Origin of the sequence: Mucilaginibacter paludis DSM 18603 (genome assembly GCF_000166195.2) — a bacterium.
Lineage (GTDB): Bacteria > Bacteroidota > Bacteroidia > Sphingobacteriales > Sphingobacteriaceae > Mucilaginibacter > Mucilaginibacter paludis.
The window spans coordinates 513,544-535,652 of sequence record NZ_CM001403.1; the positions used below are offsets into that span (position 1 = coordinate 513,544).

Sequence of the window (22,109 nt, forward strand, 5' to 3'; positions counted from 1 at the left end):
AGGCAAGCAAGAAGCCCCCCTCTGAACAGCGTAAGCTCTCATGCACACAAAAAGAAACAAACACAGTGCATAATCTCCCCCGGTAGGCATATGCGTCAACCTAAGGTAAAAAGGCAATATCGAAATCCTGTTCAAAATTGGGTCTGACTCTTTTATCGTAGGAGCAGTACCTGGCTAAAGTAATTAGATGATATCCTATCTTGCCCTTATAACTTTCTATGGCTTTAACGACCTGTATTATTTTAGAGGCATTTTTTATGAGATACCGGACTACTTTTATCATACTCAAGCCCCTTTTCTGATGTTTTTTGATGATCATTCTGGCAGGCGAAAAGATATACTGGATGTAAATGATGATCATGATAAATCTCGCATAAAGGATAAGTGACAGTTGTTTTTTCGAAACATTATGGATCTTAGAAAACTCCATGTTACTTTTCCAGGATTTGAATATGATTTCAATCCGCCACCTCAGGCTATATACTTTGAAAAGAAAGTTATAATCTGCGTCCTGTCTGGAAATGGTAGTCATAAAAATGGACCATGACATCAGGGCCAGGCACTCTTTACCCGGTTCCTTTTTGGCCTCTTTCTTAGCCTTCATCCTGCGCCTGTTTGCAATTTCGTCACTTACAGGCAAGGCGACTATCCTGATTTTTGTACCTTTTTCATTATTTAAAGTAACCTCAAAATCAAGCTGTTTTTTTGATTGTAATTCGGTGAGCAGGTTAATTCTTTCTTTTGTTTGGCTGTCTAAAAGTACTATATTACTCTGATGCCTGTATATGCAGTCCGCTTCTGCTGTCCAATGCCTCTCGATTTCTTTAAGGGTTAGATACCCCCTGTCCCGAATAACAAGGTCGCCCTTTTCTATCGTTAATTCGGGGGCGGCTTTCTGATCGTTCTTAGTATAAGAATCGATGGTAAAATAAATAAAGCTTTCAGTTATCAAATACGTAAACACACTGAATCCGGGCATTACAAACACTGGACTGGGCGTTGGAGACGCCCGAAAAAAAGCCAAACAACCTAAGGGGCAACTTAATGATTGTGCTGTCCTGCACTAAAACACGCTTAAATTTACCTGCCCTGCGCAATGAATCGATTTCTTCCTTTCCGATTCTACTGATAATAACAAGGGCCAGTATCTTTTTTAAAAAAAGCACACATGATTCTTTGCTTGTCTTTTTTGCAATTGCCTGCCTACTTACAGAAACAGTAGTTTCCGCATCTATTTTTGCCGCCAGATCATTAAAGCTAACCGTTCCATGCGTGGCCGCGCAGCAAATGGCATATAAAATATCGGCAGGCTCTATAAGACCTTTCCGTATCAGAAATCCGGTATCAATTGCTATTTTCTTTATTTGATCAGCACCAATGTTCATGGCATTTAGCAACGCTAAAAAATCGACCTTTTTCATTATGTCTTTTTGATTAATGGGTAAAATAATTTATATTTACATAGTATATATACTATGTAAATTAATCAAAAAAAATGGGATATAAAGTAAAAGTTCAAAAAGTTGAGCGAGGAGGCACCAAATCGTTTTATGTAAACTTCCCGGCAGCAGTTGCCGATGCTTGCCTGTTAGAAAAAGGCGAAGAAATGGAATGGTTGATAGAAGATAGAAATAGCTTCGTACTAAAACGTGTAAAGAAAGCCAAAACTAATCTTCCCAAACAAGAAAAAGACAAGTGAAATTAATCGCGCAAACATCTTCTCCAATAATGTAAGGTGTTAGGTTGACGCATATGCCCGGTAGGGGGAGTTTTGAGTAGCAGATTTGGATGCCGTTGATTTTTTCTTTCTCCGGGAGGAAGAATTTCGATGAGCAAATTGCAATTGAGGAATGTAATTGCCTGTTGTGCTTATGAGTAATGGACCCGACCAACCAAAAAAAAAATAAGGATGACGTTTGTACCTCGCAGACTGTTAACTGCAGAAAGAAACGTGCGCAAAGGCCAGACTGCACGCCGGGCCGGGCTTGGCCTGCGGGTGGAAGGATCGGGCAGTCTTGACCTTTTGGTTCTTTTTTGTCAATTGGCTGTTGCGCAACTGAAAAGGAGATAAGCGCCTATCCTTTTGCGCTATTTGACCTATTGAGGTTTCAATATTGGCGAATATGTTCTGGATAACTGTTGAATATTAAAATCTCAGCCAGTCTATCCGCAAAAATTTATATTTTGAAGCTTGTTTCTGAGTTGTGCAACAGCCACTCAAGAAAAAAGAACAAAGCCTTTCCCGCGGCGACTGAGCGGGCCGATGTTGTAAATTAAGAGCTACTGATTACTAACGCAAAATAAGCGATTGACAATAAGTGCACGCGATATGCTGCATACTTATCGCGCGCAAAAGGTCCCTCCTTGCGTCGGGATGACATAATGGAGAGAAATTAAACATTGACAATCAATAACTTAACAGCACATTATTATAAGCAATATATTTTTCTTCACCGATTCAGGAGGTTAGATGCTCATTATTATTATTAAAACTTTCACTGTCATCAACCGGAAGCTGTTTGGTATTCCCGTTGATCAGGATATTTTGAAGGCTGAAATTAGTTGCCCCTCCACTATCAAATTTCAAATTCAAGGCTTTTAGTGCGGCGCAGGTATAGATAGCGCAAAGCGGTTCAAAAAAGTGGTCGTTATGGTAGGCATAATAATCAAATCCAGGTTCGTTACGGTAACGCTGAATGAGGTTTTGTAAAACAACGACCTTCATATCAATCATATCGCAGGCTAACACTATCATATCTGCATCAGGCCGGGCCTGGTGTACACTCAACAAGCCATTTAAGGGGCCTTGCAGCGTCAGGGTATCCATAATTAAGCTCCCTGGATCAAACAGTTGCTTATAATTTGAATACTGGCTTGGGTTGATGGAAATAACAACAGGTATTTGCAGGTTGCTTAGCTTGCTTGTCACAATCTGCGCCCAGGCCATGCCGCCGCGCATAATCAAACCTTTATCTGTTCCCATCCGGCGGCTTTGCCCTCCGCACATGGCAACACCCAACAATTGTTTCATTTTTGCGTTATCCTTTTTTGCATTGCGATAGCTAAATTAGTATTTATTATTTTAGCCGAGTGTGCAGCTCAATCAATTAACATGCAGATACGCACCAGTCATAATTCGTTACGATACAGGCTTACCCGGCCGGAGGTAGAACGCTTTGGCATGGAAGGTTTATAACAGAAACCGCCATCATTGGCCATCAGCCACTTACTTACACCCTCCAAAAAACGGATATAGATCAACTGTCGGTCACTTTTAAAAACCATGAGATCATCTTGCTGGTACCACAGCAGACAGCCTTAAACTGGACCAATACCGAGAGCGTGGGGTTTGACCATCAAGATTATTCCGGCTTATATTTATTGGTTGAGAAGGACTTTAAATGCCTTGACAACGTAACAGAACACCAAAGCGACAATTACCCCAACCCTTTAGCCGGCAAATGAGTTTGCAGGATAAGGCATTTATGAGTTGCCTTCACTAACAATCTGCATTAATTGATCGCGACTGATGATCCATATTAACTTTCCGGTAACCCGCACCGCTTCCGCATGTACCAAATCATTAATTACCCTGAACACCGTTTCGTAAGTGGCGCCCGCGAATGAAGCCAGGTCCTGCCGGGTTAATTCGATGCCGATTGCACCTTGAGCCGATATACCAAACTGATCTTGCAGGGTAAGTAAAGCCTGTGCTATGCGCCCCTTTACAGGCATATGTGCCATGTTGCGCATTTTTCGTTCCGACTCCTGCAACTCGTCGGCAAAAAACATCATCAACTGATAGGTAAACTCATGGTTAACTTTAAGCGTAGCATCAAAAAAAGCCATATCCAAAAAACAAACCGTACTATTTTCGATAGCCGTTGCCGAAACAGGGTAAAAAGCATTTGTTCCCATACCACGATGCCCCACAATGGCACCTTCGCGTGCAAACCGTACAATTAACTCCTTATCGGCACCCCACTTTTTATGCACCTTGAACACGCCCGAATACACAAAGTAAATACCGGTTACTACATCACCCTCATTAAAAATAATTTCTCCTTTTTTTACTTCAAAATTTTTACGGTGGGCTGCAATAGCCGGCAACCACTCTTTTATACATGACTTACACAAAAAACAGGTATCCAGGTCACAATCTTTCTTACAAACTTTCATCCAGTGAAATCATTTTACAAAACAAGGTACAATGTTAACTAAGAATATGATAAATACACCGAAAAAATCAATAAAAATTACAATTATTTAATTTACAACAAAAAACAACACATCTTCAACATAAAAACACAACAATTATTAAATTAAAACAACACAAAACCCTAAAAAGCTCAAAAAACTAATACTCCGTCCCCAATAATCACAATATCAGACACAAAATCCGCATAAATCCATTAGAAGCAAACCACAATCACCTCATATAGGCCATTTCCGGCTGCTTGATTCTTTTTTTACGATAAAGCCTCAAGGATGAATGGACTATAACATTAAAAAAGTGGGCCAATAATCAGGCTAATTAAACCCAATCAAGTTGGATACATCAAACACAAACGATTGGTTGCTATACGGCACCCTAAATAGCCTGTACTACCTTCCAATCTACCTCACAAAATCGGGAATCCATAAACCTAAAAAGCCCAAACGGCAGCCCCTGGGATGCACCAGAATCACGAAATATCCAGATTTTTTTGCCGAAGGCAGCAAAACACGCCTGTTTGGTGAAGATATCCGGTTTACCGATCACAACAAGATTTTTTTTTCAGTGGCTTTATCACCTTTCAATACCACACCTTGATATCAAATATCAAGTGCGACATTAGATTCAGACGATCTCAAGCAAACGCTACTCTCCTACTTTCAGCCAACAACGGATTCTAAATAAAACCAGGACAGAATAAATATTTTTAAGTTTTTTTCACCCCAATAAGCAAGTAAATCCATTAAACGAACATTAATTCCGGCCACACTCTACCTATCGCAAAAAAATTTAGCACTATTTTTAAAAAATCAAAGCCAGTAATAACGATAAAGCCCTGCCAATCAAAAGCAACAAAAAAGCACAAAAATAAAACCCGAAAAAACATCAAATTATTTCAAAATACAATTTGGAGGGAACCATTAATTTTCTACCTTTGCAATCCCAATCGGGATGTAGCGTAGCCCGGTATCGCGCCACATTTGGGATGTGGAGGCCGCAGGTTCGAATCCTGCCATCCCGACCAAGACGAAAGTCAAAAGTCGTTAAAACCCTTTAAATCAATGATTTAAAGGGTTTTTTTATGTTTTCTAAATCAGATAATATCAATAAAAATCATCAGTTTCATGTCTTATTCGTGGTCTGTTTTTAAGGCTTTATATTCGCTTTTTAAAACTTGTAATCTACTGACTGATAAATAGTTAAGTACGTCGTTTGATACTTTTTGACGGCCATTGACACTTCAAAATATTGAAATTGTGTCTGTTTGAAATCATTAAGTATCTGATTATTAGTTTTTTAATTCAAAAAACCAGGACGATGAACCCCAAAAAAAGCACTTTTGGCCTTATTTTCTTCACGAAAAAAGCCAACGAAAACGGCGAATGCCGTATTTATTCCCGTATTACCATTAACGGTAAAAGCGTTGACCTGTCCACCAAACGGATAGTCAATAAGATCTTATGGAACTCCGCCAAAGGCACGGCCCGTGGCACCAGCAAGGAATCGCTCGAAGTCAACGATTATCTTGAACAGTTCCGCTCCGGTGTGGTAGATGCCTACCAGGAAGCGATCATACAACAAAAGCCACTCACCCCCGAAAACATCCGAAACACCTTTTTAGGCCAGGATGAAGCTGCCCATACTTTTCAGGATCTTTTTAATTACCACAACGAATATGAAAAACAAGTGCTAGCCAAAGGCACCATGAAAAATTATTACACCACTCAGGACTACATTCTTCAATTCCTGAAAAAAAGTAAAAAGCCTGCCGGATGGGACATCACCCAGCTCTCGTATAAATTCATCGCCGATTTTGAATTATTCCTACGCACCTTTAAAAAGAAGGACGATCCGCAGCCGCTTAACAATAACGGGGTAATGAAGCATTTGGAACGTTTTAAGAAAATGATCAATATGGCCGTTACCATTGAATGGTTAGACAAAGACCCCTTCGTTAAACATAAACTCAAATTCACTTCTAAAGAAAGGGGTTATCTGACCGAAGAAGAATTGGCTGTAGTTGAAACCAAAGAGCTTAAAACGGACAAACTAATATATGTCCGTGACCTTTTTTTGTTCGGGTGTTATACCGGGCTGTCCTACATTGATGCAATCAATCTGACCGCTAACAACTTAATGATTGGCATTGATAAAGAGCATTGGCTGCTCACTCAACGACAGAAGTCTTCTAAACCAGTTAAGTTACCGTTATTGCCATTAGCTGCACAAATTATTGCCAGGCACAGGCACGATCCGCGCGCAATCAGTAATGGCACGATATTCAGACCAATTTCCAATCAGAAATTGAATGACTATCTAAAAGATTTAGCCCGTGAATGTGGTATTGATAAAAATTTCAGTTTCCATTTAGCAAGGCACACTTTTGCGACTACTGTAACACTCGCTAACGGGGTGCCGATAGAAACTGTCAGCAAAATGTTGGGCCATACCAAGATATCCACCACGCAGATTTACGCCAAAGTTGTCGAACGTAAAGTAAGCGACGATATGAAAATCCTACGCGAAAAGCTCAATAACAAAACACAGGACGACAACGGTCAAATCGCAATAAATAATTAATCATAAACCGAGGGGTCACATTTTGTGACCCCTTAAATTTAGTAGCATATAATTTACTTTTGAAGGTTTTTATGATAACTCTGTTTAAATCCCCACCTTAATGCCTATTGTTTCAACGGATATTTCTGTCTTTTTATTGAGACAACATAGAAATTGGGGTATCTTTCAAAAAATTTAAATCATGTGGTTACAAAATCTGGAGCCTGGCGAAAGTTGGATGGGAGTTTGGAAAGGTAAGTTCCTTTGTTTTGATTGTGGAGCGATCATTGAGCAAAACCCCTGTGATATTTGTGGTTACTTGCATACCCCCTTCGTAATTCCCGGTCTTCAAAACAATGAACAACCAAAGGCTCTAACGTTCAAAGGTGCAATACATGAAAATACTTATATTACATTGGGCCTTTTAAAAAGAGAGTGGGAACGTCCCTTAATACCAGAATCCGATGTTACCGATTTGCTGGGCCAAAAAATTCCTCAACGCATTGCGTTCGTTTTACTGTTTTGGACTTTATTTGAAAGCCTGATGGATCGAATGTTCAGTAAAAAACTGGAAAGTATTCCGCCGAAAATCGCCAAAAACCTTTTAAAGAAGAATAACAATATAAGCGCAAGAATGGGCGAATTTTACCAGTTGGTTTTTGATACCTCATTTAAAGATGACTTAATTCAGATAGGCTCCCCATTGATTTATGACCATTTGAAAAATCTACAGGAAAGACGCAACGCTTTTATTCACGACAATCCGATTGCGATCAATGAGCAGTTGATTTCCGATACTCTTATCCATCTACAAGATATACAGGCAGCATGGATTAAGCTATACAATAAAAGATGCACAGTAAAATCAAATACAAATCTTTAGCTGTAATTAAGTAATTTGGCCTGATCGTCCTTAACCTGCCAAATTGTGGAGAATACCTATACAGCCGGAAAATTCAACCTGAGTGGGCTTAGAACCCATATTGCAACAATTGCGCCTAAAAAAATTAGAAAGGTAAGATCCACTTTCTTTGACCCGGGAACAGGGTTTAAATCACATCATTTTAAAAATTATCAATTTGAGGGAGATTTTCAAGGCGATCTTTTTCACAAGTGTAAATTTACCCACTGTAAGTTTGAAAATATATGGGGCTTTTTTTTATACTTTAAAAATTGTGAGTTTATCGATTGTGATTTTAGAAATTCCAGGTTTTCCCATAACGAATTTGGCTGGACATTAAATTCCTTTTTTAAGTGTTCGTTTAGGAATGTTGAAATTGATGAGGGGGATATCGATAACACAATTTTTCAGAAATGCTACTTAAATAATTTCAGTCTGATTGGTGAAAGTTTGTTTAACGTAGAGTTTATAGATTGCGAGATAGAAAATTCTCAATTCCAAGGAATAGTATATTATCATCCAGGTCAAGCTTTGGAAGAGCAAGCTCGCGATGTAAGCTTCGACGAATGTCGAATTTCATTTTGTTATTTTTCAAATACTGATTTTAGAAACAGTTTATTTAGTGATACCACACTTTATCTTTGTGCATTTATCGATTGCGTTTTGGCCAACAAAACCATAATAGCACAAAAAACATACCTTCACCCCAATTACGCTTCGCTGGATTTCCAAACCATATTAAAAAGCGATTTGCTCGACCCAATCATTCTAAAAAACTATTTCAATATTCAGGCACCCGATGTAAAGGAGAAAGTAAAAGATATATCTTCTGAAATTCATTTCAAGAAAATATTTATTTCATACAGTTTCAAAGACAAGGCCTTTGCCACGATACTTAATGGTGTACTAAATAAAAACGGCGTTAAAACTTTTCTGTGGGAAAATGATGCACCTGGGGGCCAATATCTTGAAGATATTATGAGGAAAAATGTGCACGAACATGAAACCATCCTCTTTATAGCTTCTGAATCTTCTCTCAGAAGCAAAGCGTGTCAATTCGAATTAAGCGAGGGACGAAGAAAGCAGGAAGAAACTTGGTCAAATGTATTTTTTCCTATTCATATTGATCATTATCTTTTCGAAGTTTTAGAAAACCAAATAAGGCCAATAGATAAGGCAAAAGAATACTGGGAAAATATTCTGGAACTTAAAAGGACCAATTCCAAAGATTTTAGCGCATACGCCAACGTTGATGCTACCAATATGGAAAAATTTGAGCGGGCTGTCCAAACTGACATACTTCAGAACATCGCCAATAAAGTTTAATCAAATATTTCTTAGGAAAAAAAAGTTGGGATCGTGGCGAGTTGTTAAAGCCCGAATTGGATTGAAATATTCCAAAGGTTTTAACACAAGGATTATTGACTTTCGCTAAGCGCGTGCAATAGCATTTGCCTTCCCAAGTTATTTAAATTGAAAAGTGTGCCAGTATTACCACCAATAACGCTGATGTCAACTAAGCCGGCTGAATATAAAGCATCAGTTAAGCTGCCTTCGTATATCCCTGGTTTACTGCTCTGTGTATTCAAATCATAATTTTTAAGTTGATAAAGGTCTGATACAGATACTTTCTCCAGTACCACGCTAAGCCGTATGAATTCTGAAATGTCGATTTTACCTGCGACCTGAGCTTTGAACAGGTTGATAATAAAATCAATTTTCCCAAGGTGATTTGTCCTGACTATAATATCAATTAGAACTTCGCCACTTTTTTCCTTTAACTCATGCAAAGAGTCCAATTCCTCCATAAATCTTTGGCGATCCAAAGGCGGAATGTCACTAATCCCAAAAAGAAACTTGGTTAATTTTTTATGTAGGCGTAACGCGTTATAATTATTAAAACTATCACTTAATTTCTTAAACGTATCAATAACCGGAAGTTGGATTGCTAAATCCACTATTACCCCAAACACATCAATTCCTGTAGAAATTTTATTAGCTAAATCATTATCAGCAATGTGCGCTTTCAGATTATTTCCAAGTAGTTCGAGCGAATCTTCTTCCATATCTAATCTTTATTTTAATTATTAAGTATAGTTCAAATAAATCACCGCCCCAAAGCAATGCGCATCTTTTCAGCCTCACTGCCTGGACGTTCGTCGCTAATTTCGTGCATGAACTTGTTTTCCTTAATTAGCAATAGTTCGGGTTCGTTATTTTCATTCAATCTATAACTATATTCAGAGACCATTAGCGGTGATTGTTTCCCTCCAAAAAATAAAATGAACTGGATTTCGTTTTCAGTTATCGCAACCTCCCTGTCCATAACCCAAATTTTATGTCCAGCCAGCAAAGGCTCGTTATAATATAAAACAGGTTTTGCATCTTGAATGGCTAATTCATGTGCGGAGATAAAATCACGGTTTGGCAACCCATTCCTGTAGGAAAGAAATGTTCCCGGTTTGATATAGAGCCTGTAATAAATATTGTGTTCATTCTGCAATTTTGATTTGTTAAATAACCTGACCGACAACTGTATGTTGTACTTATGATTTTCATAATAAATTTGGTCAATAACAACATACCCTTCCAGTTTCGGAAAAGTTACTTTCCGAAATAATGCCTCTATATAATGATGTGGGGCAATTTTAGTTTGCCCGTCCAGCCGCATAAAATAGTTGTTCTGGTATTGATGCGGGGAATAATCACTTTGCTGAACCTCTATAATGTAGATAAACTGCGAGCCGTTCTGTACCCTGTGAAAGTTTACTCCGCGGGGAGCGGGTGTGATCAAATCTGTTATCCGGTTTATAAAAGCATCTTTTTCGATCAGCCTGTCCAGTGGCGATAATTCTCCGGTGAAGATTTTTTCTTTTTTACCTTCAACAACTGAACCCAAAGGAGCGCCCCATATGATAATACCTCCCTCTGAGTTCAATAATGCAACGATGGTTTTGATGATGCCTTTTTCTCTTTCAACATGGTTAACTTGATCAGATGCGTGGTAAGACTTGTATTCAATTTTATCAGACTCATCTTTATCGTCTTCAAAATAACGCCTGACATCCTCGTAAGTAATAGTTGCCAGGTCTTTTCCAAAATACAAATTCGAATAGGTCATATCGGTGCGCAGGTAATAATCAAATATAGGTTAAAAGCAACATATGAACCTACTTAAGGTCTTCGATGCTTAGAGGATTCAAGAGCAAATAAAAACAGTTATTATTTTATCGGATAACAGTTCGAAATTTAGAATTGAAAATCGCAACTTTGAAACATAACCTATATCAATGAACGACAAAATAATTGCCTTCAGTAAAAGTAATCCCACCATCATCTTATCCATTATTACAGCCTACGGGTACTTTTGCGCCTACTTTTACCAGGCAGGCACCTGTGCTTATTATCATATACCTACCTATTTTATCGACTTGCAAATCATTGACGTCGTTAAATTCACAGCATCAATAAGTGGTGTGGCAATTTATACATTATGGCAACTTAATGGCGTGATTTATAATACCCACTCTATTACCAAAAAATCTTTAAAGAGGGTGATGTTTCAAATTAATTTCGCATGCTTTGCTATCCTTAACATTATAAGTATTTCGATACACCTGCCCGGTATATTTTACCTTTACGCGCTGGGAGGCATCGCCCTGCTAAATATTCCCTTTTATTTTATCGCCAGGCAGCATAAAGCAGAGCAAGTACTCTTGTTGGCCGAATATCGGCTTAAATATCCCGGTCACCCGGACGAAGACCTCATTGCAACTATTGTCGCTGACCGGAATCAAAATCGCAATACGCTCAGTGAAATATTTCAATACCTTGTTTATTGGGGGATTGCTATTCCTGTTATTTGCGGAGGATTTGGCTATGGGTCCGGTACGCTGGAAAAAACTTACTTAACCGTTAAACAATATCCGCACTACGTTGTCGTCAAAAAATATGGCGAAAATGTTCTGTGTAAAAACTTGCTTAAATCTAATGTGCTTGGCGATAGCCTGCGCTTTTTCAAGCTGTCAGCTGATAAACCACTTGACGGTACGATCATTACCATAAACAAATAAATCACACCAAACTTTGGTACACCTTTTATAATCCCCCCAATCATCCCCACCACCTTTGCCGTCATAAATCATCAAAATATGACAGCAGTACACAACCACATCGACAGCAAACAATCCCTTCGCCGCGACCAACTCATCACCGTAGGCGACCTGGAAACCTTTAAAACTGACCTGCTCACCGAAATAGCAGGTATCTTAAAACATACCGGCGGGCAAACACCTAAACGCTGGCTCAAAGCAGCAGAGGTCCGCAAATTACTCGGCTTATCTCCCAATACTTTAAAGAACCTTCGAAATAACGGTACGCTGCCCTACACCCAATTAGGCGGCGTGTTCTATTTCGATTATAACGACCTGCAAAAAGTATTTGAAGAACTCAAGACTTTACCAAATGGCCGCAAATAAACCGCAGGGTTTTGGGCGTAATATCCCGCCCTTAGCAATCCATGTTAAGATTTACTTTGACCAGCAAGACATGACCGAACAGGAAGCCGACGAGTTCCTACAACAATATGAGGCGAACAACTGGACTTACGCCGGTGGCCAGCCCATCCGCGACTGGAAAGAAGAAGCTAATAAATGGATATGGGAAATCCTATCCGCGCAGAACTGGCGACGGATCAAACCATCAAGTTTTAATAAAATATAGTCCCAAAAGGACGATCGGAATGACGAAATTTTATGAGATTTATAAAGATTTCTTATAAAAATTACACGCCTCACCGCGTGAGCGAGGAGTATTTTTGTCCACAAAAATTCCTCGCCCTCCCTTCCGAAGTCAGTCCGGGTAAAACCAGTAGATCAGTATCATGCCGAGGAAGAAAGCAGCCGATCATGAAGAACTTTTTATTGTGCCGGTAAGGACGCGTGTCACAAAAGCTACCGCAGAGCGGCTGGAAAAATTACGCACATTCAGCGATTGTCGTTCCATAGGCGAACTAGCAAGGCGCATCCTATCGGGCGGCACCATCACGGTATTTCACAAGGATGCCAGCATGGACGGCGTGATGGAGCAATTGGTACTAATACGCCGGGAACTCAAAGCTATCGGCATCAATATGAACCAGGTCACCAAGAGTTATCACCAAAGCCGTGACGAAAATACCAAAGCATTTTACGCCCTGAAATTGGCGGCGCAATACCAGGAGGCGGCGACCCGAATCGCTTTGCTTTTATCGCTCATTTCACAACTCTCCAAAAAATGGTTGGCAAAATAAGCATCGGCAAAAGCCTCATCGGTGTGCTCAATTATAATGAGAACAAGGTCAAAGAAGGCCATGCTGTTTGCCTGGATGCTGTAGGATATGGACGTGAGGCTAACGAATTATCCTTTTATGAAAAGCTCAACAGGATGCAGCGTTTAACCGCTTTAAATCCCAAAGCAAAAACCAATGCGCTGCACATCTCCCTGAATTTTGACCCCTCAGAAAAGCCAAACGATGATTTATTAAAAACCATTGCTGCCAGCTATATGGATAAAATTGGTTTTGGTGATCAGCCTTATCTGATTTACCGGCACACGGATGCGGGTCATGACCATATTCATATTATGACTACGAATATTAAAAGTGACGGCAGCCGCATCGACATGCATAACATTGGCATGAACCGTTCCGGCCCGGCGACCCGGGAACTGGAAATTGAATTTGGGCTGGTTAAGGCAGAAGAAAAAAAGAACCAGGAGCCATTTGTATTGAAACCATTAACACCAATTAATTACGGCAAAACGGAAACTAAACGCGCGATTAGCAATACGGTAAACGCTGTTATTCGAACTTACCGGTTTACCAGCTTGCCGGAATATAACGCAGCATTAAGACAGTTTAATGTTGTGGCAGACGCCGGGGAAAAAGGCTCACGGATGCAGGAAAACAAAGGACTGCTTTACTATATCACCGACGAAAAGGGAAATAAAAAAAGTGTCGGCATCAAAGCCAGCAGCATTTATGGCAAACCAACCATTTCCGAACTCGAAAAACAATTTGTAAAAAATGAAGAAAGCCGGAAAGAAAACCAAAAGGCGGTTAAGGATAAAATTGACCGTGTGTTAGCGGACCCTGGAATTACCACTAAAGAAGAACTTATAAAAGCATTACACCGGCAGCAGCTATATGCGCTTTTACGGACGAATGAACAAGGCAGGCTATATGGCGCCACATTCGTGGACAACGAATACAAGGTGGTATTTAATGGCAGTAACTTAGGTAAAGCTTATAGTGCTAACGCTTTAAACGAACGTTTTAAAGAAAAAGAAAGCTTAAAACAGTCTGCACCAACAAGGCCGCCTAAACAACGTCACAGCTTCCCTAAAGGCAGCAAACAAACCATCAGGCTGGATAAAGACTGGCAGGAACAGATCAAACTGCCGAAACCACCAACATTATTTAAATCCCTATTAGAAACTGCGCCTGTTCAATCTGGCCAGTTCAAACCGCAGCGCAAAAAGCGCCGGAGGAAACGCTATCATTTATAAACTACAAAAACAAACACGATGCAAACAGGCGAAGATATACACGGAATACGCAAGATCATGGATTTTACTCGCTTTGGCAGTATGTTGCTACTGGCCATCCATTTCTATAGTAGCTGCTACCAGGGTTTTGCAGAGTGGCACCTCACATCCTTACTGAGCGACCGTATCCTGGCAAACCTCCTCAAAATTGGCCTGTTCAAAACTACGCTGGCCGTTAAAAGCAGCAGCCTGTTATTATTGGCTGTTTCCCTGATCGGTGTGCGAGGCCGTAAGGATGATAAGATACAGGTAAAGGCTTTGCTAAGCTATATTGTATTGGGACTGGTATTATATGCGAATGCCGGATTGATTTTATATACCGGTTTGACAGCGCAAACCATGACGATCACCTATATCGGTGTTACCATTGCCGGTTACTTATTGATTTTGAGCGGAGGCGCTCAACTGTCCCGACTTATCAAACTAAACTTATTTAAGGATATTTTCAATAAAGCCAATGAGACTTTTCCGCAGCAGGAAGAATTGCTCGAAAACGACTATTCCATCAACCTGCCGGCACGCTATACCTTAAAAAATAAGATCAGGAGCAGTTGGATCAATATTATCAACCCGTTCAGGGGACTGTTAGTGATAGGCACACCCGGTGCCGGTAAGTCCTATTTTATTATCCGTCACATTATTACGCAGCATATTAAAAAGGGCTTTACCATGTTCCTCTATGATTTTAAGTTTGATGATCTGACCAGGATCGCTTATAATACCTTATTGAAACACCATCATGGTTACCAGGTTAAGCCACAATTTTATGTCATTAATTTTGACGACCTCAACAGGACACACCGTTGCAATCCATTGGAACCGCAAAGCATGGAAGACCTGACCGATGCGACCGAGGCCAGCCGGGCGATCATGCTGGGTTTGAACCGAGAATGGATACGCAAGCAGGGCGATTTCTTTGTCGAGTCGCCTATTAATTTTGTGACGGCTATTATCTGGTTCCTGCGAAAATATAAGGATGGTAAGTATTGCACATTGCCGCACGTCATTGAGCTGATGCAGGCGGAATATGCAGTATTATTCCCACTATTAAAGACCGAGCCGGAGGTGGAAGTGTTGATCAATCCTTTTGTTTCTGCTTTTGACAATGAAGCGATGGAGCAACTCGAAGGCCAGGTAGCCAGCGCAAAGATTGGTCTGGCGCGTTTGGCATCTCCTAAGATTTACTATGTGCTTTCGGGCAATGATTTTACGTTAGATATTAATAATCCGGCTGAACCAAAGATCGTTTGTGTGGGTAATAACCCGCAGAAGTTGCAGACCTATGGCGCAGTATTATCCCTGTTCTTTGCTAAGGCACTGAAACTGGTGAACCGCAAACACCAACTGCCGTGCAGCATTATTGCCGACGAATTTCCCACCATCTATTTTAATAACCCGGAAACCGTGATCGCGACAGGCCGTTCCAATCGGCTGGCAACTACTTTTGCTGTACAGGATAACAGCCAATTAAAAAAAGATTATGGACGCGAACAGGCAGAAGTCATTATGAATATTCCGGGTAATGTGATTTGCGGACAGGCGAACGGTGATACGGCTAAACAGCTTTCGGAGCGCTTCGGCAAGATCATGCAGCAAAGGGAAAGTGTGTCCATTAACAGTCAGGATACTTCAGTGAGCCGTTCAACACAATTAGAGGCCTCTATTCCGCCATCGGCCATATCGGCGCTTTCATCCGGTGAATTTGTAGGAATGGTGGCGGACGACCCCAACCAAAAGATTACTTTAAAAGTCTTTCATGCGGAGATCGTTAATGACCATGAAGCCATCGCGAAAGAGGAAGCGGCCTACCAGCCATTACCGGAGATACAAAAAGTCAGCGCGGCGATGGTTCGGGAAAATTACGAACGCATAAAACTGGAGGTGCAGGAAATTATTCAGGATCATTTGGCGACGGTGCAGGAGGAAATTAAAAATTCGATGGTGGATTTCGAGGTGTTGATACCGGCTGCGGCAGATCAAAAGGTCAGGAAGCATTTGTTTCAAATACTATATAAGATTAAAGAAACGGATGGTCTTACGCTGAAAGAATCCCTGCTTGCTTTTGATCTCGAAAAGGAAACAGCGGTGAAAGATTTGAAGTTGTTGAAGGATGCGGGTCTGCTTAAATTTAGCGGCGCGAATAAGACGGGTAAATATAAACTGACGGATAAAGGCGGGGCTTATGTGACTGCGAAACAGGATTTAACAAATCCTTAAAATATTTTTAACATAAAAAATTTGTAAATTAGTTGCCGATTAAATACCAAAAATGGCGGCTGTCACCCATAGGCTCATTAATGAAAAAGAACTGTTCGCAGCTTTTGCGGATGGCGATGAGGTGGCGTTCCGGCAGATCTACCACCATTATAAAAAACGGATATTTCCTTTCGTTTTAAAAATGACACGCTCCGGGGATAGCACAGAGGAAATCGTACAGGAGGTTTTTATTCAACTGTGGTTAAGCCGGGTGTCTTTTCAAAATGTGCAATATCCTACGTCCTATATTTTTAACCTGGCGTCCAATAAAACGCTGAACTATTTAAAAAAGGTCGCTAATGATGCGAACCTGGTTAAAAAGGCTGCTTACGACCGTGCTGAGTGGTCCACCAACACTGAAGACACGATCGCGTTCAACGAAAGCCTGGCGATGATCAATTCGGCGGTAAGTGAGTTACCTTCCCAGCGCCAGCTAATCTACCGCTTAAGCCGCGAGGAAGGTCTGAGTTTGGAGGAGATTGCAGATCGGTTGGATATTTCCCGCAGTACCGTAAAAAATCAGTTGGGCCACGCGCTGCGTTCGATTCGTGATTTCCTGGAACGCCGGGCCAGTATGTTTACTTTATTGCTTTTTTTATTAAATAATAAAAAATAATCTATCTCATTATCAATTGGTTATAATATTACTACCGCGTACCCCAAAAACGCGATAGTCCTAAATTGGCTGGCAATTGTCTTATCGTCAATTTCGCGCAAAAAATATCAAATTCGATGTCAGCTAACGAAGATCATTTCAAAAAATTACTGGATAAATATGCTTTAAGGCAAGCTTCCCCTGAAGAAGTGGAGGAGCTTTTTGCGCTGATCAAAGACAGCGGTCATGATGAAGATCTGCAACGACTATTAGTTGCGGTATTGGAAAATACAAACCCGGTCAACGGTGAGGAGCAGCTTTGGAACAGCCAGTTTGATCAGCTATTAGCTACTGCAAAAAGCCGGGAGGCAGCGGAAGAAAATCAAGTGAGGCCATTTGCATGGCGCAGGCTGGCCATTGCGGTCTGTGTCTTGTTGCTAATCTCTGTAAGTGGCTACCTGCTGTTAAAACGAGGAAGCCTAGGGAAACAGGAAATGGCGCAGGTTGAAAAGCAGGATTTCTTACCGGGTGGGAATAAAGCCATACTAACGCTTTCTAATGGAAAACAGATCGTTTTGACCAACGCAAAGAATGGCAGGCTGGCGAACCAGGCCGGGATGAGCGTGAATAAAACGGGCGATGGTAAGGTCGTTTATCAGCCTGCTGACAATGCCAGCGATGTCCCTGAAAAAATCGAATACAATACTTACAGCACGCCTAAGGGCGGTCAGTTCCAGGTGGTATTACCTGATGGCAGCCATGTTTGGCTGAACGATGCTTCATCGATCCGGTTCCCGGTAAATTTTGCGGGTAATGAAAGATTAGTGAGTATAACCGGTGAGGTTTATTTTGAAGTGGCCCATAACAAAGCCAAGCCATTCAAAGTAACCGTTAACGGACAGACCGTAGAGGTGTTGGGCACGCATTTCAATATCAATAGTTACAGCGATGAGCCTGCTTTAAAAACCACGCTGCTAGAGGGCAGCGTTCGTGTTGCCAAAGGCGCAAATATTGCTGTCTTGAAACCGGGCGAGCAATCCTTGACAACTGAAGGAAACACTAATATCAGTATAGAAAAAGATGTGGATACCGATGAAGAAATAGCCTGGAAAAATGGGTTCTTCCAAATTAAGGGGGCTGATCTTCAAACGATCATGCGGCAGGCTGCGCGCTGGTACGATGTGGATATTGAATACCAGGGTGAAATACCGCAACGGTCATTTACAGGGAAGATCAACCGAAGCGTGAACGCATCCAAATTCCTGGAAGCGCTTGGTTTCTTTGATGTGCATTTCCAGATTCAAGGCAAGAAAATTATAGTAAAATCCTAATTATAAAAGGCTAACTAACAAAATGATTAAACGCTAATGCAGAAAATATGAAGAAATAGATACATGGCAAGCATAGTGCTGATACGTCAGCGCTGGGTAGCACCAAAAAACCGGAAAGTGGTTCGAAGCACTTCCCGGCAATATCTGGGTAACCCGTAATAAAGAATTGGATAATCGATCATTAACGCTCTAACCCAAACATTACAAAAGTATGTATTTATATGCTTATGCTAAAACGCTATGTCACACTGGCGAATATAGCTGTTACAGTTCCCCGGCCTCGGTATCGGGTAAATTCCGAATCGATCCCGCATTAAAAAGAAAAATACTTATGCGGATTAATTTAACTTCTATAATTATTTTCTTGGCACTCCTCCAGGCAAGTGCGCGTGGCTATAGCCAGATCAGCTTGCATGAAAAGAATGTCTCTATTCAAAAGGTTTTTCAATCGATAGAAAAACAAACCAAATTTACTTTCCTGTATGATACCAAGGATATACTGGCCACTGAAAAAGTTTCCGTCGATCTGAATAATGCATCTGTTGAGCAAGTGATGGATAAAGTACTTGAAAATTCATCTTTGACTTATAAGATAGTTGATAAGATGGTGTTGGTGAAAAAAAAAGAGCAACCCACCTTTCTTCCAAAAGTCATCGATAAAAATCAGCCTAAAGAAATAAGAGGTCAAGTCGCTGACACTCTCTCAAATCCGATTTCAGGTGCAAGCGTAAGAGTGAAAAGCAAAAATATTTCAACCATTACCGATGCGGCAGGACGGTTTAATTTAAAAGGTGTCGACAACGGCGACGTTATTACTGTGGATTTTATCGGATATCAGCAGGGTACACAGGTTGTCAAAGAAATTGAATCGAACTTTTATTACATCATTTTGAAGTCGGCTATAAATAAGTTGGATCAAGTAGTTATACAAGCATATGGTATCACCACACAACGTCTCAATACAGGTGATATAGGTAAAGTAACCGCAGCGGAAATCAAAAACAATCCGGTAATGAATCCTTTATTGGCTTTACAAGGAAGAATTCCCGGATTAAATGTTACGCAAAATAATGGTTTTGCCAGTGCACCCGTCAGCGTTCAGTTGCGTGGCAGAACAGCAATTTCATCAGTGCCTTCCGACCCCTTGTATATAATTGATGGAGTGCCACTTGGAGTAAATGAAATAAGTGGCAATGTAGTCCCATCTAATAGTGGCAATGGTTCAGTTGGTTTACTACAAAATGGAAACAGGGGGCCGGCTGGAGGACAAAGTCCCTTTTTCAATATTAATCCAAATGACATAGAAAGCATAGAAGTTCTGAAGGATGCTGATGCAACGGCCATTTATGGTTCTCGGGGTGCAAATGGTGTAATAATAATTACTACAAAAAAAGGAAAAGCGGGCCAAACTCAGTTTAATATTAATTATCAGGAGGGCGTAACAAGAGTTACGAAATTTTATGATGTTCTAAATACGACACAATACCTTGAAATGCGAAAGGAGGCATTCAAGAATGATAACCTAGATTATACTGACCCTAATAATGCCGGTGGAGCTTATGATTTGCTCCAATGGAATCAAAATAGCTTTACGGATTGGCAAAAGGCAATATATGGAGGGACCGGTAGAAATACAAATATTCAAACATCCCTGAATGGTGGCAATCAGCAAACAACATTCAGAATAGGAGCAGGATATAATCGAACAACTAATGTCTTATCAATTAAAGGATCTGATCAATTGGCAAATATTTCGCTAAGCTTAATTCATAAAGCTTTAGATAATCGCTTTATTCTATCCTTGGATACGAAGTATTCACTAAGCCAATCAGATATGATTGATTTGCCAGGGGGCGCCATTACATCAGCGCCAAATGCACCAAGCATATATGATCAATATGGAAACTTGAATTTTGATGGTTGGGGCGGGCAGAATACAGATGCACGAAACGCATATCCTTTTGGTTCCTTGAAACAGCCATATAACGCTAAGACTTCATTTTTGAGTAGCAATCTTAATTTAAGCTATCAAATAGCCAAAGATTTAATAATATCAACAAATTTAGGCTATAATATAAGTCATGCAAATCAAGAACAATATTACTTAATTGCCTCTCAGGACCCAATCAATGATCCAACCGGACGGGCATTTTTGGGTTACAACAACAATCAAAATTTAATTATTGAGCCACAACTAAGCTATAAAAAACTGATTAATAAAGGTACTCTACAATTATTAATTGGTGGCACGTCTCAAAAAACATTAACGGACGGGCTTAGTATATTAAATCAAGGTTATACAAGCGATGAAACTATTATGGCTTTGTCCAATGCCACCTCTCAAAGTAACAGCAACGTCGAAGGGGAATATTTATATGCTGGACTATTTGCAAGAGCCAATTTCAATTGGGATAATAAATATTTAATTAATCTATCGGGGCGTAGAGACGGCTCCTCTCGTTTTGGCCCAGGAAAACAGTATGGAAATTTTGGTGCAATAGGAGCTGCATGGATATTTACAGAAGAGACGTGGTTCAAAAACAACGCGCCGTTTCTAAGTTTCGGTAAATTAAGGGCAAGCTATGGTTTAACAGGAAGTGACGGAATTGGAGACTATAAATATCTTACAAGATGGACATCCGATGGCAATCCATTATATGGTGACAACGTTGGAATCAATCCAATTCAGCATGCTAATCCTAATTATCAATGGCAAGTTAACAAAAAACTTGAGGCTGGGATTAATTTAGGCTTCTTGAAAGACAGAATTATTATTGAAGCAACAAGATACCAAGATCGAACAGGAAATCAGTTAGTTGATTTTCCATTGCCTGCTTACACTGGCTTTACTTCGGTCACTGCAAATTCTCCAGCATTAATTGAGAATTCGGGATGGGAATTCGCAACTAACGCCAAAATTTTGGAAACTAAACAATTCAATTGGTCTTTTAATTTCAATTTAAGTATAAATAGAAACAGATTAATCTCTTATCCTAATTTACAATTGTCGCCTTACGCAAATAAATATATAATAGGCAAGTCTTTAAATATTGTACGGCGCTTACATTTTACAGGTGTTGACCCTCAGACTGGTCAATATACCTTTGAAGATAAAAATCATGATGGCGCTATTACTTATGATTATTCGGGTAAAACATCGGATGATAGCTATATCTTGGATTTAAGTCCAAAATATTCGGGGGGGGTTGGAACAAATTTTAATTATAATGGAATACAGCTTGGTTTATTTTTTAGCTATAGAAAACAGGTTGGCGTATCAAGCGCATATGGAGTTAACCCTGGGTTATTAAATCTTAATCAACCTGTGAGTGTATTAAACAGGTGGCAAAAACCAGGTGATATAACAACCGTAGCTCGTTTCACAACTACTCCCAGCCAGTCTGACAATAACTTCAGTCAATTGTCAGATGGGACGAACAGCGATGCGTCTTTTATTCGCCTGTCAAATCTTTCACTTGGGTATACTGTGCCTTCAACTTTCACAAAAAAATTGGGTATAACAGGATGTAGTATTTTTATTAATGCTAATAACCTATTTGTCATTACTAAATATAAAGGTATTGACCCTGAAACCCAAAATTTTGGCGGATTGCCTCCGGTAAGAACGATTGTTACTGGTGCTAATTTTAACTTTTAATTACAAAA

Annotated in this window: 21 protein-coding genes and 1 tRNA gene; 15 read left to right on the top strand and 7 right to left on the bottom strand. The window is 40.2% G+C overall.

Features of this window, described 5'->3' with window-relative positions; all coding sequences use genetic code 11:
- Positions 1-100: 100 nt before the first annotated feature.
- Together MUCPA_RS38755 and MUCPA_RS38760 are read right to left on the bottom strand one after the other, a co-directional pair.
- A complete protein-coding gene (locus tag MUCPA_RS38755; RefSeq protein ID WP_040625632.1) occupies positions 101-952 on the bottom strand; it encodes a transposase in 852 nt (283 codons plus the stop codon).
- Entirely contained in the window at positions 942-1,421 is a 480-nt protein-coding gene (locus MUCPA_RS38760; RefSeq protein ID WP_040625633.1) for a hypothetical protein, read from the bottom strand. The genes MUCPA_RS38755 and MUCPA_RS38760 overlap by 11 nt, the downstream gene beginning before the upstream one ends.
- 74 nt (positions 1,422-1,495) lie before the next feature.
- Here MUCPA_RS38760 and MUCPA_RS02020 point away from each other — a divergent pair, with 74 nt between their 5' ends.
- Positions 1,496-1,699 (top strand): hypothetical protein, encoded by a 204-nt coding sequence (locus MUCPA_RS02020; RefSeq protein ID WP_008504097.1) that lies wholly within the window; start codon positions 1,496-1,498, stop codon positions 1,697-1,699.
- Positions 1,700-2,458: 759 nt separating this feature from the next.
- On the opposite strand, the gene mobA is transcribed toward MUCPA_RS02020, so the two are convergent.
- Positions 2,459-3,031 carry a molybdenum cofactor guanylyltransferase gene (gene mobA, locus MUCPA_RS02025; RefSeq protein WP_008504140.1) on the bottom strand — a complete coding sequence of 191 codons (573 nt, stop codon included), beginning with the start codon at positions 3,029-3,031 and terminating at the stop codon, positions 2,459-2,461.
- 98 nt (positions 3,032-3,129) lie between these two features.
- On the bottom strand, positions 3,130-3,285 hold the full coding sequence (locus MUCPA_RS38090) for a hypothetical protein (protein WP_169316146.1): 156 nt from the start codon (positions 3,283-3,285) through the stop codon (positions 3,130-3,132).
- Between MUCPA_RS38090 and MUCPA_RS37520 the strand changes: the two genes are divergently transcribed.
- The gene (locus MUCPA_RS37520; protein ID WP_394330575.1) at positions 3,211-3,465 is read left to right on the top strand and encodes a DUF7009 family protein; all 255 of its coding nucleotides are present in this window, start codon (positions 3,211-3,213) and stop codon (positions 3,463-3,465) included. The genes MUCPA_RS38090 and MUCPA_RS37520 overlap by 75 nt on opposite strands.
- 18 nt (positions 3,466-3,483) lie before the next feature.
- On the opposite strand, the gene MUCPA_RS02035 is transcribed toward MUCPA_RS37520, so the two are convergent.
- Positions 3,484-4,179, bottom strand: coding sequence for a Crp/Fnr family transcriptional regulator (locus tag MUCPA_RS02035; protein WP_008504142.1), 696 nt, complete (start codon positions 4,177-4,179; stop codon positions 3,484-3,486).
- 984 nt (positions 4,180-5,163) lie between these two features.
- Here MUCPA_RS02035 and MUCPA_RS02045 point away from each other — a divergent pair.
- The 4 genes from MUCPA_RS02045 to MUCPA_RS02060 all read left to right on the top strand — a co-directional run bounded on the left by MUCPA_RS02045 (position 5,164) and on the right by MUCPA_RS02060 (position 9,002).
- Positions 5,164-5,240 (top strand) — tRNA-Pro (locus MUCPA_RS02045).
- 293 nt (positions 5,241-5,533) lie between these two features.
- A complete protein-coding gene (locus tag MUCPA_RS02050; RefSeq protein WP_008504143.1) occupies positions 5,534-6,796 on the top strand; it encodes a site-specific integrase in 1,263 nt (420 codons plus the stop codon).
- A gap of 181 nt (positions 6,797-6,977) precedes the next feature.
- Positions 6,978-7,658 (top strand): hypothetical protein, encoded by a 681-nt coding sequence (locus tag MUCPA_RS02055; protein WP_008504144.1) that lies wholly within the window; start codon positions 6,978-6,980, stop codon positions 7,656-7,658.
- Between the two features lie 45 nt (positions 7,659-7,703).
- Entirely contained in the window at positions 7,704-9,002 is a 1,299-nt protein-coding gene (locus MUCPA_RS02060; protein WP_008504145.1) for a toll/interleukin-1 receptor domain-containing protein, read from the top strand.
- A 92-nt stretch (positions 9,003-9,094) separates the two neighbouring features.
- Here the strand turns inward: MUCPA_RS02060 and MUCPA_RS02065 are convergent, their stop codons facing one another.
- Both MUCPA_RS02065 and MUCPA_RS02070 read right to left on the bottom strand, forming a co-directional pair.
- A complete protein-coding gene (locus tag MUCPA_RS02065) occupies positions 9,095-9,742 on the bottom strand; it encodes a hypothetical protein (RefSeq protein WP_008504146.1) in 648 nt (215 codons plus the stop codon).
- 41 nt (positions 9,743-9,783) lie between these two features.
- Entirely contained in the window at positions 9,784-10,797 is a 1,014-nt protein-coding gene (locus MUCPA_RS02070) for an AlbA family DNA-binding domain-containing protein (RefSeq protein WP_008504147.1), read from the bottom strand.
- 169 nt (positions 10,798-10,966) lie between these two features.
- Here MUCPA_RS02070 and MUCPA_RS02075 point away from each other — a divergent pair, with 169 nt between their 5' ends.
- From MUCPA_RS02075 to MUCPA_RS02115, 9 genes are all read left to right on the top strand, one after another.
- Positions 10,967-11,749, top strand: a complete 783-nt coding sequence (locus tag MUCPA_RS02075) for a hypothetical protein (RefSeq protein ID WP_008504148.1) — start codon at positions 10,967-10,969, stop codon at positions 11,747-11,749.
- Positions 11,750-11,827: 78 nt separating this feature from the next.
- Positions 11,828-12,154, top strand: coding sequence for a helix-turn-helix domain-containing protein (locus MUCPA_RS02080; RefSeq protein WP_008504149.1), 327 nt, complete (start codon positions 11,828-11,830; stop codon positions 12,152-12,154).
- Entirely contained in the window at positions 12,141-12,398 is a 258-nt protein-coding gene (locus MUCPA_RS02085) for a hypothetical protein (RefSeq protein WP_008504150.1), read from the top strand. The genes MUCPA_RS02080 and MUCPA_RS02085 overlap by 14 nt, the downstream gene beginning before the upstream one ends.
- 160 nt (positions 12,399-12,558) lie before the next feature.
- Positions 12,559-12,966, top strand: a complete 408-nt coding sequence (locus MUCPA_RS02090) for a mobilization protein (protein WP_008504151.1) — start codon at positions 12,559-12,561, stop codon at positions 12,964-12,966.
- Positions 12,951-14,222, top strand: a complete 1,272-nt coding sequence (locus MUCPA_RS02095) for a relaxase/mobilization nuclease domain-containing protein (protein WP_008504152.1) — start codon at positions 12,951-12,953, stop codon at positions 14,220-14,222. Before MUCPA_RS02090 ends, MUCPA_RS02095 begins: the two co-directional genes overlap by 16 nt.
- Positions 14,223-14,240: 18 nt before the next feature.
- Positions 14,241-16,478 carry a conjugal transfer protein MobC gene (gene mobC / locus MUCPA_RS02100; RefSeq protein ID WP_008504153.1) on the top strand — a complete coding sequence of 746 codons (2,238 nt, stop codon included), beginning with the start codon at positions 14,241-14,243 and terminating at the stop codon, positions 16,476-16,478.
- Between the two features lie 52 nt (positions 16,479-16,530).
- Positions 16,531-17,133 carry an RNA polymerase sigma factor gene (locus tag MUCPA_RS02105; protein WP_008504154.1) on the top strand — a complete coding sequence of 201 codons (603 nt, stop codon included), beginning with the start codon at positions 16,531-16,533 and terminating at the stop codon, positions 17,131-17,133.
- A gap of 116 nt (positions 17,134-17,249) precedes the next feature.
- On the top strand, positions 17,250-18,443 hold the full coding sequence (locus MUCPA_RS02110; protein ID WP_008504155.1) for a FecR family protein: 1,194 nt from the start codon (positions 17,250-17,252) through the stop codon (positions 18,441-18,443).
- A gap of 331 nt (positions 18,444-18,774) precedes the next feature.
- Positions 18,775-22,101 (top strand): SusC/RagA family TonB-linked outer membrane protein, encoded by a 3,327-nt coding sequence (locus tag MUCPA_RS02115; RefSeq protein WP_008504156.1) that lies wholly within the window; start codon positions 18,775-18,777, stop codon positions 22,099-22,101.
- The last annotated feature ends 8 nt before the right edge of the window (positions 22,102-22,109 follow it).

What these genes read in the sequence shown, in the direction of transcription:
- MUCPA_RS38760 (WP_040625633.1), bottom strand. Translation starts at nt 1,421, where the DNA reads ATGAAAAAGGTCGATTTTTTAGCGTTGCTAAATGCCATGAACATTGGT.
- MUCPA_RS02020 (WP_008504097.1), top strand. Translation starts at nt 1,496, where the DNA reads ATGGGATATAAAGTAAAAGTTCAAAAAGTTGAGCGAGGAGGCACCAAA.
- mobA (WP_008504140.1), bottom strand. Translation starts at nt 3,031, where the DNA reads ATGAAACAATTGTTGGGTGTTGCCATGTGCGGAGGGCAAAGCCGCCGG.
- MUCPA_RS38090 (WP_169316146.1), bottom strand. Translation starts at nt 3,285, where the DNA reads ATGGTTTTTAAAAGTGACCGACAGTTGATCTATATCCGTTTTTTGGAG.
- MUCPA_RS02035 (WP_008504142.1), bottom strand. Translation starts at nt 4,179, where the DNA reads ATGAAAGTTTGTAAGAAAGATTGTGACCTGGATACCTGTTTTTTGTGT.
- MUCPA_RS02050 (WP_008504143.1), top strand. Translation starts at nt 5,534, where the DNA reads ATGAACCCCAAAAAAAGCACTTTTGGCCTTATTTTCTTCACGAAAAAA.
- MUCPA_RS02055 (WP_008504144.1), top strand. Translation starts at nt 6,978, where the DNA reads ATGTGGTTACAAAATCTGGAGCCTGGCGAAAGTTGGATGGGAGTTTGG.
- MUCPA_RS02065 (WP_008504146.1), bottom strand. Translation starts at nt 9,742, where the DNA reads ATGGAAGAAGATTCGCTCGAACTACTTGGAAATAATCTGAAAGCGCAC.
- MUCPA_RS02070 (WP_008504147.1), bottom strand. Translation starts at nt 10,797, where the DNA reads ATGACCTATTCGAATTTGTATTTTGGAAAAGACCTGGCAACTATTACT.
- MUCPA_RS02075 (WP_008504148.1), top strand. Translation starts at nt 10,967, where the DNA reads ATGAACGACAAAATAATTGCCTTCAGTAAAAGTAATCCCACCATCATC.
- MUCPA_RS02080 (WP_008504149.1), top strand. Translation starts at nt 11,828, where the DNA reads ATGACAGCAGTACACAACCACATCGACAGCAAACAATCCCTTCGCCGC.
- MUCPA_RS02085 (WP_008504150.1), top strand. Translation starts at nt 12,141, where the DNA reads ATGGCCGCAAATAAACCGCAGGGTTTTGGGCGTAATATCCCGCCCTTA.
- MUCPA_RS02090 (WP_008504151.1), top strand. Translation starts at nt 12,559, where the DNA reads ATGCCGAGGAAGAAAGCAGCCGATCATGAAGAACTTTTTATTGTGCCG.
- MUCPA_RS02095 (WP_008504152.1), top strand. Translation starts at nt 12,951, where the DNA reads ATGGTTGGCAAAATAAGCATCGGCAAAAGCCTCATCGGTGTGCTCAAT.
- mobC (WP_008504153.1), top strand. Translation starts at nt 14,241, where the DNA reads ATGCAAACAGGCGAAGATATACACGGAATACGCAAGATCATGGATTTT.
- MUCPA_RS02105 (WP_008504154.1), top strand. Translation starts at nt 16,531, where the DNA reads ATGGCGGCTGTCACCCATAGGCTCATTAATGAAAAAGAACTGTTCGCA.
- MUCPA_RS02110 (WP_008504155.1), top strand. Translation starts at nt 17,250, where the DNA reads ATGTCAGCTAACGAAGATCATTTCAAAAAATTACTGGATAAATATGCT.
- MUCPA_RS02115 (WP_008504156.1), top strand. Translation starts at nt 18,775, where the DNA reads ATGCGGATTAATTTAACTTCTATAATTATTTTCTTGGCACTCCTCCAG.